The following is a 12,185-nucleotide window of genomic DNA, read 5'->3' on the forward strand; positions in this document are numbered from 1 at the left end:
TGTGAAATCATTACAAAAATTAAATAAATTTTTATGGAAGTATAAATGGAGAATTTTATTAGGCTTCATTTTTACAATTTGTGCCAATTGGGTACAGGTATTTTCCGTAACTTATATTCGCGAGGCGATTAATACTGTAGAAGAATTACTCCGTAATTTTAAAAAGAATGGTACAGATAATTTAGAAACATTAAAACAAGGATTAATGTATGCTAGTTTAGCATTTTTCTTTTTTAAAGTTTTAGGAGGAATATTAACAGTTGGAACAAGACAAATGATTATTGTAGCATCTCGTTACATTGAATTTGATTTGAAGAATGTGATTTATGATAAATATCAAAAATTATCATTGTCATTTTATAAGAAGCATAAGACTGGTGATCTTATGAACCGAATTACAGAAGATGTAGGTTTGGTGCGTATGTATCTTGGACCAGGAATAATGTATCCGATAGATTTAATTTCTAGAGTTATAATTATTGCTTACTTTATGCTGAAAATTGATGAAGAATTAACGTTATACACTTTAGCTCCTTTACCTATTTTATCAGTATTAATTTATAATGTTGCTAAAAATATAAATAAAAAGAGTAAAAAAGTACAAGAACAACAATCTACAATATCTTCTTCTGTACAAGATACATTTGCTGGTATTAGAGTTATTAAATCATTTAATTCAGAATCATTTGTAAAATCAAAATATAAAGAAGAAGCAGATGAATATCAAAAGAGAGCTCTTAATTTAGCACAAATACAAGCAGCATTTGGCCCTTTAATGGTAGTTGTAGTAGGTGTGAGTAATTTAGTTATTCTTTATTTAGGAGGATTAAAGTATATTGCGGGAACAATGGATATTGGTTCAATAGCTCAGTTCTTTTTATATTTAAATATGCTTATTTGGCCATTTACTTCATTAGGTTGGATAACAATGGTTGTACAAAGAGCAGAGGCTTCTATGTTTAGGATTAATGAATTTTTAAATGCGGAAACTAATGTAGATAATAATCCTAGAAAAGAACATCTTGTAAAAGGTAAAATAGAATTTAGAAATGTATCATATGTTTATGAGAATACAGGAATAAAAGCATTAGATAATGTTTCTTTTACAATTAATAAAGGAGAAACTTTAGCTATACTTGGTAAAACAGGATCAGGTAAAACAACAATTGCTTTACTTATAGCTAGATCTTTAGAACCTACATCTGGAGAAATATTGATTGATGGAGAAAATATCAATAATCTTACAGTAGATTCTATTCGAGAAAGTATTGGCTATGTTCCACAAGAGGCATTTTTATTTTCTGATTCATTAACAAATAATATTTTATTTGGTTCTAATGAAATTGAAGAAACCATTGCTGAAAAATTTGCAAGAAAAGCTGTTGTTCATGATAATATAGATAACTTTAAAGAAAGATACGAAACTGTTGTCGGAGAAAGAGGTGTAACACTTTCAGGAGGTCAAAAACAACGTGTTTCTATTGCTAGAGCTCTGGTTAATGATCCAACTATTTTAATTTTTGATGATAGTTTATCTGCTGTCGATACAGAAACAGAGGAACAGATTTTAAATAATTTATCTTCTGAAATAGAAGGAAAAACAACTATAATTATTACTCACCGTGTTTCTTCAGCTAAACAAGCAGACCAAATTTTAGTTTTAAAAGACGGACATGTATTAGAGAATGGCTCAAACACAGAACTACTAAATAAGAAAGGATATTATTACGAATTATTCAATAAACAACTTTTAGATTAATAATTTTATATTTTTTAATAAAAATTAATTTAAAATAGCAAATTGTTTGTATTTTTTTTTAGTTTTGTTAGGATATATTTAACAACTAAACCTAAATTTGATTTATGAATAATTTAGAAAACCAAGAAAAGGTGGATGCAGAAGGAGTGTTTTCCAAAGTATTAAGGGCTGGCCGTAGGACATACTTTTTTGATGTCCGAGAAACAAGAGCAGGTGATTATTATTTAACTATCACAGAAAGTAAGAAAAATACACAAGATGACGGAGCTGTCTTTTATAAGAAGCATAAGATATACTTGTATAAAGAAGATTTCGAAAGTTTTAAAGATATGTTATCTGAAACAACAGATTTTGTATTTTCACAAAAAGGACAAGAAGTAATTTCTGAAAAGCATCAAAAAGATTTTGATGCTAAGAAAGAATATAACTTAAATAAGACTGAAGAGAATAGTACAGAATCATTTACTGATATTGATTTTGATGATATATAGTTTAATTAAATTATATATTTAAATAAAAACTAAAATCCCTCTCTAACTAAAATTAGAGAGGGATTTTTATTTAATGGAATAAAAAAAGCTCTCAATTAATTGAGAGCTTAAAATATTATAAAAAAACTAATATTATTAGTTTAATAATTCTTTTACTTTATCTGCAGCGTTTTGTAAAGTAATAGCTGAATGAACTTGTAAACCAGATTCATCAATCATTGTTTTAGCGATTTCAGCATTTGTACCTTGTAAACGAACGATAATAGGAACATTTATTGCATCTCCCATGTTTTTGTAAGCATCTAAGATACCTTGAGCAACACGATCACAACGAACAATACCTCCAAAAATGTTAACTAAGATAGCTTTTACATTTTCATCTTTTAAGATAATACGGAAAGCTTTTTCAACACGCTCAGCATCAGCAGTACCTCCAACATCTAAGAAGTTAGCAGGATTACCACCTGATAATTTAATAATGTCCATAGTAGCCATTGCTAAACCAGCTCCATTAACCATACATCCTACATTACCATCTAATTTTACAAAATTTAAACCAGCTTCTCCAGCTTCAACTTCTGTAGCATCTTCTTCTCTTGTATCACGTAAAGCAGCAATATCTGGATGACGGAATAAAGAGTTGTCATCAATTGTTACTTTAGCATCAACAGCGATAATTTGATTATCAGATGTTTTAAGAACTGGGTTAATTTCGAACATAGATGCATCAATAGAAACATATGCATTGTATAAAGCAGTAATGAATTTAACTCCTTCTTTGAAAGCGTTTCCTGATAATCCTAAGTTAAAAGCAACTTTACGTGCTTGGAAACCTTGAATACCTACAGTAGGATCAATTTCTTCTGTAAAGATTCTTTCTGGAGTTTTTTCAGCAACTTCTTCAATATCCATACCACCTTCAGTAGAATACATAATCATGTTTTTACCAGTAGCACGATCTAAAAGAACAGAAACATAATATTCTTCTGTTTCAGTTTCTCCTGGATAGTATACATCTTCAGCAATAAATACTTGGTGTACTTTTTTACCTTCAGCAGAAGTTTGAGGAGTAACTAATTGCATACCGATGATATCGTTAGCTCTTTCTTTTACCTCTTCTAAATTTTTAGCAAGCTTAACTCCGCCTCCTTTTCCACGTCCTCCAGCATGTACTTGAGCTTTAACAACATGCCAACCTGTTCCAGTTTGTTCAGTTAAAGTTTTAGCAGCTTCTACAGCTTCTTCTGGTGTTGTAGCAACAATCCCTCGTTGTACTTTCACACCATATTTACTAAGAATTTCTTTTCCTTGATATTCGTGAAGATTCATTTTTTAGATTTTTTTCAATTACAAAAATAAAAATATTGTTGATGTATTCTAAATTTTAGGATACTAAATTTTAGCTAAAGTTACAAAAAACTTTTATAAGTTGATTTTTTATATTTTTTAAACTTAATATTCTATAAATAAAGGCCTGAAAAGATATCTTCTCAGGCCTTTATTTACGCTTATTAAAAAATATTATTTTGTGAATTTTTTTACAACTTCTGCTAATGGAGTTGTTGGACGATTCAATAATTTAGATAAAGTTTTGTCGTCAGAGAATAAAGCTCCATGAGCTGCTTTGGCATCACTATCAGCTAAGATTTGAGCAAATCCTTCAGGTAAACCTATTTTCACAAGTGCAGCAGTAAAATCTGCTTCAGATAAATTTACATAAGGAATCTCTTTCCCAATTTGTTTTGAAACCTCAGCAGCTAAATCAGATAAAGTATATGCTATATCTCCAGCTAATTCGTATATTTTATTCTCGTGTCCTTCTGTAGTTAATACAACAGCTGCAGCCTCTGCATAATCTTCTCTTGTAGCAGAAGATATTTTACCACTTTCTGCACTCCCAATAAATGCTCCTGCTTGGATAGATCCAGGAATAGATCCAGCATAATTTTCTGTGTACCAACCATTACGTAAAATAGTAAAATTTAAACCAGATTCTTGTAATGCTTTTTCTGTTGCAACATGTTCTGGAGCCAATGCCATGTCAGATGTAGAAGCGTGTAATAAACTTGTATAAACAATCCATTTTACACCAGCTTCTTTTGCAGCATTTATTACATTTTTGTGTTGGGTTTCTCTTTGTCCAATTTCGCTACTTGAAATTAAAAATAAACTATCAATCCCTTGTAGAGAATCAGCTAATATTTCAGGCTTAGCATAGTCAAATAATCTTGTTTCAATTCCTAAATCTTTTGCTTTTTCAGTATTTCTAACTAAAGCAATTAAATTTTCTTTTTCAGTTCTTTCTTTTAATTTTTCTATTGCTAAACGTCCTAATTGACCAGTAGCTCCTGTTATTGCTATTTTCATAATTTTATATATTATTTTATTGTAAATGTTCCTTGTACGTGAGTAGATTTTCCGTCTTTAGTATAAGTATTACTGTAAACAGTGTTGTTATTGAAGTTTTGTACTTGAATACTATTTTCATTTGTATTTTCGTCTATCCAATAAACCATAAAAATATTATTTGCTATTTCTTGTGCGATATATTTTATTTTTTTAGAAGAATTATCGTTAATTAAATTCTTATCATCTTGTATAGTTAAATTGTATTTTAGTTGACCAAAATCAAAAAGAATAGTATGTTCTATAGCAGGGTATACACTTTTTAAATCCCAATTTGCTTCTCCCATAAAAACTTTAGTACCAAATTCTAAATTGTCTATTCCTGTAAGATTAGGATATTTCTCTTTCATATATTTTATAACTTCATCTGCTGTTTTGTATGTACTAACAGTTTGTTTATAAGTTAAAAGATAATTTTTTGTAAAATCTAAAACTTTAGGAGAAAAGTTTCGTTCTGTAAAGTGGGAAGGAATCACAGTTGTAGGGTTTAAAGCTATCATACTATTTATTTGTTCAATCCATTTATCAATAGCTTGTATATTTTGTGTATCAGCCATCCAAATATGACCTTCTTCTGATACAGAAATTCCCCCTAGGATTGTTTTTATCGATGGAATCCAAATATAACTATGAGAAGGGTCATTTTTTGTTTTTTCAATCTCAATTTTGTTTCCTTCTAAATCAGGTAATGATTTTACTGCTTCTGGAATTATAATTTCCGATGGTATATCATTTTTTAATTGTGGTCCCCAAACTTTTAACTTTCCATCTTTCGAGGCATTTATTAAAAATGCTGTTTCGGCAGTAGATACTATTTTTGCCTTCGGGAAATTCTTTTTAAGAACATCTAAACCAAAATAATAATCAGGATCGCTATGAGAGATATAAATTATTTTCAAATCCTTTTTCAATTTTTTTATTTCTTTCACAAGTTCTTCAGCATATTGTTTTTGGAATTGCGCATCAACAAGGTATGCATCTTTGTCTCCATATATTATTGTTGATGCAACATTAAATATTGAATTTGAACCTGGAGTATAAGTTTTCGTTTTTATTGTTCCTGCAAATAAAAAACTCGTTATTAATAACGATAGTGAAGCGAGTAATGTTTTCATTTTGATTAGTTTATTTTATAAATATAATAATTATGTAATAATAATTGTTACAAAATAGATTAAATTTTTTTATTCTTTTATTGGTACAAATGTATATGTTTTTTTAATTGTAACAAAATTTATTACAATTAAATTTTATTTCTATCTAATTTTAATTAATTTTTGGGCATTCCCTTCGGGCGGGCTTTTGTTTCAATCTTTTTAGATTGGTGCTTGATTGAATATTAAAATGAATCCAATCTAAAAAGGATTTACACGACAATCCCTAATGCAATATCAAGTATATTTTTTTAGAATTAGAAATATCAATTATAAATTCTATTTTCTATAGAAAATGGATTTGCGACAGGGATAGAAATGGCATCCTTTACGAAACAATTTGCGAGTAAAGATAGAATGTATAGCCCGGTTGTCGCCCTAAAATAATATATACTAATATTCTGTATTTTTTTCTTTTTGTCTGTCTGATTGCGATTTATCTTCTGAAATACCAATTTTCCAATAAGAATAGGCATATAGCTCTTTATTTGTCCATGATTTTACTTTTCTTAAGTAAGTTCGAATTTCTTTTACAGTAGAAAATTCAGCAGCTACATAACCAAATTTAGATTCTTCAGAAAAATTAATTTGTTTTGTAACTTCAGCGAGGTTACTTCCTAATTCTGGTGATGAATTGTGTACCCATATAAATTTAATATCTGCATTTGTTTGTAATTCTTGTTCGTCTTTTTCATCATGAACTTCTAAAATACAAGTTCCTTTAGCTTGATTGGGTAGTGCTTCTAAAATGGAACTAATGACGGGAATTGCAGTAGCGTCTCCTACAAATAAATAGTAATCTGCTTTTGCAAAAAGCTCTGTTGGTTCCGTTCTCATCATTACACCAAGTTTACTACCTTTTGTAGCATTTATAGCCCATTTAGAAGCAGGGCCATTATCTCCATGATTAACAAAATCAATTATTAACTCCTTTTTTTCGAGATTAATGCCTCTATGAGTATAAGTTCTAATTGAGGGTGCTAATTCCTTGGGGGGATGAATCCATTGATGGTTTTGATCATTAAATTCAGGAAAATGAATTTCATTTAATCCTTCAGGTGGAATTAATATTTTATTATTATCTCCAATTGTACTATTTGCAAATTGGTATATATCTTCTGAAGTTACATGTATTCTAATGTAATGAGGAGTTATGAATTCCTTTTTTATAACAGTTGTTTCTATTGTACCTTTTGTTAGCATAAAAATATTTATTTTAATAATAATATTAAGGTGCCACCAACAATAAATGTAGCACCTAAGATTGTTTTAATATCTATTTTTTCTTTTAAAAAAAATGTAGCAAGTATAATAGTTAAGACTATACTAAATTTATCTATTAATGCAACTTGAGAAACATTTCCAATTTTTAAAGCTCTGAAATAAAAAATCCAAGATAATCCTGTACAAATTCCAGAAACAATAAGAAAAATAATATTTTGTTTTGTTATAAATGTTATCTCTTTATGTTCATTTCTAGCAAAAATAATAAACCATATCATTAGTAAAACAATAATTGTTCTAATACCTGTTGCTAAATTAGAATTTACATTGTTAACACCAATTTTTGCTGTAATAGCTGTTAAGGAAGCAAAAACAGCAGAAAGTAAAGCATAAATCCACCACATTTTTTAAGAATTATTTTATAGCATTTTCTATCTCGTCCATCATCATGTTTATAGAACTTATACCACCACCAGACAAGTACCAGATAGAGGAGTTTAAATAAATTATTTTATTATTTTTATAGGCATTAGTGTTTTTAATTAATGGATTTTCGAATTCATCTTTGTTTAATCCTTTGTCTCCAATAGCATCACTTCTGTCGATGACAAATAAAATATCAGGATTTTTATCCATTACAAACTCATTAGAAACACTAGAACCATGAAGATGTTCCCCTAGGTTGGTAGCAGCTTCTTTTACGCCCAAAATATCATGAATTAATCCAAACCTTGAGCCACTCCCATATGCACTCATTTTTCCTTTATTATGTAATACAATTAATGCTTTTTTATTTGTTTTTTCTGCTTCATTTTTTATTTTTTCACCTTTTGCTATAATTTCATTATATGCTTTGTTGAATTCATCTTTTTTATTAAAAATTTCACCTAAATTGTCTAAGTTCTTCTTTAAAGCTCCTAATTGATTTTTTGTATCCCATTCCGTTAGTATAGTCGGGGCAATTTTAGAAAGCTGTGTATATGAGTCTTGTAGACGGCCACCAATAATTATTAAATCTGGTTGTAGTTCATTAATTTTTTCGATATTAACTTCTACAATATTTCCAACATCTTCTATAGAAGAATCTTCTCCATATTTTTTTAGATGTGTAGGTAAACCAGATTTAGGAATTCCAATAACATTAGCTCCAATATAATCAAGGTCTTCTAATTCACTATAGTCTAATACAATCACACGTTGTGGATTTTTAGGAACAACGACACTATCTAATCCATGTACAATTGTTACAGTTTCTTTTTCAGAAATTGTTTGTTCTTTTTGTTCATTTTTACATGAAGTAAATAATATTACAACCGATGCTGCAATTAACAATGATATTTTTTTCATTTTAATAGATATTATAATAGTTACATAATTTTTTGTTGTTGGTAATAGAGATACAAAATGGAATTTCAAAAATGTCAGAAAGAATTTTTTCATCGATAACATTATTTGTTTCATCAAAATATTTGATTTTACCATTTTTTAAAGCAACGATATAGTCAGCATATCCAGAAGCAAAGTTGATGTCATGTAGTACAATAATGATTGTTTTTCCTAATTCATCAGTTAATTTTCTTAGAACCTTCATCATTTGTACAGAATGCTTCATATCTAGATTATTTAGAGGTTCATCTAATAAAATATATTGTGTATCCTGTGCCACAACCATTCCTAAGTATGCTCTTTGTTTTTGACCACCACTCAATTCATCAAGATAAGAATCAGAGATGTCATGTAAATCAAGAAAATGAATAGCATCTTCAATTTTTTTATGGTCTTCTTGTGTTAGTTTGTTCTCAGAATATGGAAACCGACCAAAAGTAATAAGTTCTCTTACAGTTATTCTAATGGCAATATTATTAAACTGTTTTAAAATAGATAACTTTTGTGCTATTATTTTGTTCTTATAATCATTTATATTTTTATTGTTAACAATTACAGAACCTTTATCTTGTTTTAGTAATCGACTGATTATTGATAATAAAGTACTCTTTCCAGCTCCATTACTTCCTATAAGAGCTGTGATTTTATTTTCAGGAATTTTTAAATCAATTCCATTTAAAATGATTTTTTTTCCAAAATTTTTAAAAATATCTTTTACTTCTATCATAACTTTTTTGATTTAAGAACTAACACCATGAAATAAATTCCTCCAATAAAATTTATTATTGTAGATAATGGTGTATTTAGATTTAAAAAATGTTCCATTACAAATTGTCCAATTACAATTGTGACAAAAGAAATTAAACAACATGTTATTAGTAATAGTTTGTGTCTATATGTTTTCATAAAAACATAAGACAAGTTAGCTGTCAATAGTCCTAAAAAACCTATAGGACCTATTAGTGCAGTTGAAAGTGATACAAGAACAGCTATAATAATTAATACAAAACGAATTATTTTATTATAATTTACCCCAAGACTAATTGCATTTTCTTTTTCTAAGGAAATAATGTCGAGTTTTTTGTTTAATCGGAAACCTATAAAAAATGTTGGAATGATAATTAGAATTGTATACCATAATATTTCTTTATTTATTTTATTGAATGATGCAAACATTTTTCCTTGTAGAATAAAAAAATCATTAGGGTCTATAAGTAACTGAATAAAAGAACTAAAAGAATCCATAATCATTCCGAAAACTAAACCAACTAAAACAAGTAAATATAAATTACTTTTAATTTTTTTATATATTAAACTATATATAAGTATAGAAAAACCTATCATAATAAGAATAGATACACAAAAATTTTGAAAGCTATTTATTACTTTGAAAGTTTTATCACTAAATATAAAAACGAGTATACTTTGTAGTAATAGATAAACAGCTTCAAATCCCATGATAGAAGGTGTAAGTATTTTATTATTTGTGATAGTTTGGAAACTAATAGAAGAGAAACCAATACAACATGAAACAATAGTTATAGCAACAAGTTTATAAAATCTTAACTCAATTGAAAAATGCCAATTGTTACCTAATCCAAATAATAAATATAGTAGAATAGATATAAGTGCAATAACTAAAAGACCTATTATTTTTTTTGAATATAATGTCATCTTTTTCTGATTAGTAAAATTAAAAATAATAGTCCTCCAATGCAGCCAGCCATTAATCCAATTGGAATTTCAAAAGGAAAAATTATAATTCTTCCAATAATGTCACATATCAATAAGAGTAAAGCTCCAAATAATGCAATAAGTGGTAAAGTTTTTTTTGTGTTATCACCATAAATTAAACTAACAATATTTGGAACAACTAAACCAACAAAAGATATAGCTCCAATAGTTACAGTAATGACCGAAACAGTGATAGAAATTAAAATCATTCCGATTATTAGTACTGTTTGATAATTTAATCCAATGTTTTTTGCAAAGTCTTCTCCCATTCCTGCAGCGGTAAATCTATTGGCGTATAGATAGGTTATTATTAGAGGAGGAATAGTTAGATAGATAATTTCATATTGACCTTCTAGTATTCCAGAGAAATCTCCCATCATCCAAGTATTCATACTTTGAACAATATTAAAATTTATAGCAAAAAACGTTGAAATAGAATTAATAATTCCACCAAACATTAATCCTATTAATGGAACAAAAACAATATTTTTTATTTTAATGTGTTTTATTGTTTTTAAAAATATAATTGTAGTTAATAGACTAAAAATAAAAGCAAAAATAGATTTTACAAATAAACTCGAAGATGGAATTAGTATTAGTCCAATTAATAAACCTAGCTTCGTTCCCTCTAATGTACCTGCAGTAGTTGGAGAGACAAATCTGTTTTGTGTAATTTGTTGCATTATAAGTCCTGCAATACTTAACCCTATGCCAGAAAGTATGATTGATAAAGTTCTAGGTATTCTACTGACAAAAAATACCATCATTTCAAGAGGCTCTTTTTTTATAATATTTACTAAAGAAATATCTTTAGAACCAATGAACAGAGATATGAATGAAATAATAAATAATAAAAATATTGTAATTACTAGTTTAAACAAAATAGTTTATTTTTCTAATTAAATTAAAATCAAATCTTTTTATTTAGAATAAATTAAATTTGTAAAGACAAAACTATTTTTTCTATTGGTTTGTTGATAGATGAAAGACGGAATAGTTTCGATGAAAAAAATGAAAAATGAAAATAAAAATAGAAAGTGTTTCACCAGAAGGGATATCAGTAATTAATGGATATACAAGGGAACTCTCTTTTTTAGATGTAGAAGAAACAAAAAGGACTAATTTTGCTGATGGAGTAAAGGATGAAAATTTAATTATATCCCTTTCTGATATATGTATTTCTGAAATTGAAATTGATTCTTTGAGAGAAATTGATTTTTATATTCATGTAGATAAGCCTGTCATTGAAATGATGTTTTTTATTTCAACAAGTTCTACGTTTTATTTTGATGGAATAAATGGAGCCTTAGAAATAAATAATTTTCATCATAATATTTTTTATAATCAATCTGGTTATCAAAATATCTGGCAATCTGGCAAAAACCAAAAAGTGGTAACAATTACAGTTTATCCAGATAATATACTAAAATATTTACAATCTAATATTTATAACAAATTTTTAAAAGCAATAGATAAAGAAAATAATGTATTTCTTTTTGATAAGGATTTAGTTATAACACCCCGTATGTATGTTTTGTTAGATGAAATTATAAAGAATAAACAAACAGAAGGATTAAGGAGACTACATATAGAAAATTGTATTTATGAATTATTTTTTTTACAAATAGAACAATATAATAATTTGATTGATAGAACGAAATCGGCTCTATCAGCTAATTTACAAAATAAGATTATTGAAGTAAAAAATATAATTGATGACAATTTATCAACGCCTTTATCTATTATGAATTTAGCACAATTAGTAGGAATTAATGATTACCATTTAAAAAAAGGATTTAAAGAATTGTATAATACTACAATATATTCTTATACAGTAAAAAAGAGAATGTATAAATCTAAAGAGCTATTATTGAATGAAGAATTAAATGTAAATGAGGTAGCTTTTTTAATGGGGTATAATGATGCAACAAATTTTACTGCCGCTTTTAAGAAATATTATGGATATACACCAGGTAAAATATTAAAAAAATAATTTTTTTAATAAAAGGCTGTTTCATAATAGAAATAGCC

The 12,185-nt window shown here is 27.5% G+C and carries 12 protein-coding genes; 3 read left to right on the forward strand and 9 right to left on the reverse strand.

The window, feature by feature from the left end; all coding sequences use genetic code 11:
- Position 1 precedes the first annotated feature (1 nt).
- Positions 2 to 1,759, forward strand: coding sequence for an ABC transporter ATP-binding protein (locus RT575_RS11705; RefSeq protein WP_313581045.1), 1,758 nt, complete (start codon positions 2 to 4; stop codon positions 1,757 to 1,759).
- A 104-nt stretch (positions 1,760 to 1,863) separates the two neighbouring features.
- Positions 1,864 to 2,250: a PUR family DNA/RNA-binding protein gene (locus RT575_RS11710; RefSeq protein ID WP_313386155.1), complete on the forward strand. Its 387-nt coding sequence runs from the start codon at positions 1,864 to 1,866 to the stop codon at positions 2,248 to 2,250.
- Positions 2,251 to 2,385: 135 nt separating this feature from the next.
- Here RT575_RS11710 and sucC read toward each other — a convergent pair whose 3' ends face one another.
- The 9 genes from sucC to RT575_RS11755 all read right to left on the reverse strand — a co-directional run bounded on the left by sucC (position 2,386) and on the right by RT575_RS11755 (position 11,035).
- Positions 2,386 to 3,579 (reverse strand): ADP-forming succinate--CoA ligase subunit beta, encoded by a 1,194-nt coding sequence (sucC, locus tag RT575_RS11715; RefSeq protein WP_313373425.1) that lies wholly within the window; start codon positions 3,577 to 3,579, stop codon positions 2,386 to 2,388.
- Between the two features lie 192 nt (positions 3,580 to 3,771).
- Positions 3,772 to 4,617 (reverse strand): SDR family oxidoreductase, encoded by an 846-nt coding sequence (locus tag RT575_RS11720; protein WP_313581047.1) that lies wholly within the window; start codon positions 4,615 to 4,617, stop codon positions 3,772 to 3,774.
- A gap of 11 nt (positions 4,618 to 4,628) precedes the next feature.
- The gene (locus tag RT575_RS11725; RefSeq protein ID WP_313581049.1) at positions 4,629 to 5,771 is read right to left on the reverse strand and encodes an MBL fold metallo-hydrolase; all 1,143 of its coding nucleotides are present in this window, start codon (positions 5,769 to 5,771) and stop codon (positions 4,629 to 4,631) included.
- Positions 5,772 to 6,203: 432 nt separating this feature from the next.
- A complete protein-coding gene (locus RT575_RS11730; protein ID WP_313581051.1) occupies positions 6,204 to 7,013 on the reverse strand; it encodes a siderophore-interacting protein in 810 nt (269 codons plus the stop codon).
- Between the two features lie 8 nt (positions 7,014 to 7,021).
- Complete coding sequence (locus tag RT575_RS11735) at positions 7,022 to 7,438, reverse strand: EamA family transporter (RefSeq protein WP_313581052.1); 417 nt, start codon at positions 7,436 to 7,438, stop codon at positions 7,022 to 7,024.
- A 10-nt stretch (positions 7,439 to 7,448) separates the two neighbouring features.
- On the reverse strand, positions 7,449 to 8,381 hold the full coding sequence (locus RT575_RS11740; protein ID WP_313581054.1) for an ABC transporter substrate-binding protein: 933 nt from the start codon (positions 8,379 to 8,381) through the stop codon (positions 7,449 to 7,451).
- A 1-nt stretch (position 8,382) separates the two neighbouring features.
- On the reverse strand, positions 8,383 to 9,147 hold the full coding sequence (locus RT575_RS11745) for an ATP-binding cassette domain-containing protein (RefSeq protein ID WP_313581056.1): 765 nt from the start codon (positions 9,145 to 9,147) through the stop codon (positions 8,383 to 8,385).
- Positions 9,144 to 10,094, reverse strand: a complete 951-nt coding sequence (locus RT575_RS11750) for an iron chelate uptake ABC transporter family permease subunit (RefSeq protein ID WP_313581058.1) — start codon at positions 10,092 to 10,094, stop codon at positions 9,144 to 9,146. Before RT575_RS11750 ends, RT575_RS11745 begins: the two co-directional genes overlap by 4 nt.
- Positions 10,091 to 11,035: an iron chelate uptake ABC transporter family permease subunit gene (locus RT575_RS11755; protein ID WP_313581060.1), complete on the reverse strand. Its 945-nt coding sequence runs from the start codon at positions 11,033 to 11,035 to the stop codon at positions 10,091 to 10,093. The genes RT575_RS11750 and RT575_RS11755 overlap by 4 nt, the downstream gene beginning before the upstream one ends.
- 137 nt (positions 11,036 to 11,172) lie before the next feature.
- On the opposite strand from RT575_RS11755, the gene RT575_RS11760 reads away from it, so the two are divergent.
- A complete protein-coding gene (locus RT575_RS11760) occupies positions 11,173 to 12,147 on the forward strand; it encodes an AraC family transcriptional regulator (RefSeq protein ID WP_313581062.1) in 975 nt (324 codons plus the stop codon).
- The last annotated feature ends 38 nt before the right edge of the window (positions 12,148 to 12,185 follow it).

The organism is Chishuiella sp., from assembly GCF_032109125.1.
Taxonomy (GTDB): Bacteria; Bacteroidota; Bacteroidia; order Flavobacteriales; family Weeksellaceae; genus Empedobacter.

What these genes read in the sequence shown, in the direction of transcription:
- RT575_RS11710 (WP_313386155.1), top strand. Translation starts at nt 1,864, where the DNA reads ATGAATAATTTAGAAAACCAAGAAAAGGTGGATGCAGAAGGAGTGTTT.
- sucC (WP_313373425.1), bottom strand. Translation starts at nt 3,579, where the DNA reads ATGAATCTTCACGAATATCAAGGAAAAGAAATTCTTAGTAAATATGGT.
- RT575_RS11720 (WP_313581047.1), bottom strand. Translation starts at nt 4,617, where the DNA reads ATGAAAATAGCAATAACAGGAGCTACTGGTCAATTAGGACGTTTAGCA.
- RT575_RS11725 (WP_313581049.1), bottom strand. Translation starts at nt 5,771, where the DNA reads ATGAAAACATTACTCGCTTCACTATCGTTATTAATAACGAGTTTTTTA.
- RT575_RS11730 (WP_313581051.1), bottom strand. Translation starts at nt 7,013, where the DNA reads ATGCTAACAAAAGGTACAATAGAAACAACTGTTATAAAAAAGGAATTC.
- RT575_RS11735 (WP_313581052.1), bottom strand. Translation starts at nt 7,438, where the DNA reads ATGTGGTGGATTTATGCTTTACTTTCTGCTGTTTTTGCTTCCTTAACA.
- RT575_RS11740 (WP_313581054.1), bottom strand. Translation starts at nt 8,381, where the DNA reads ATGAAAAAAATATCATTGTTAATTGCAGCATCGGTTGTAATATTATTT.
- RT575_RS11745 (WP_313581056.1), bottom strand. Translation starts at nt 9,147, where the DNA reads ATGATAGAAGTAAAAGATATTTTTAAAAATTTTGGAAAAAAAATCATT.
- RT575_RS11750 (WP_313581058.1), bottom strand. Translation starts at nt 10,094, where the DNA reads ATGACATTATATTCAAAAAAAATAATAGGTCTTTTAGTTATTGCACTT.
- RT575_RS11760 (WP_313581062.1), top strand. Translation starts at nt 11,173, where the DNA reads ATGAAAATAAAAATAGAAAGTGTTTCACCAGAAGGGATATCAGTAATT.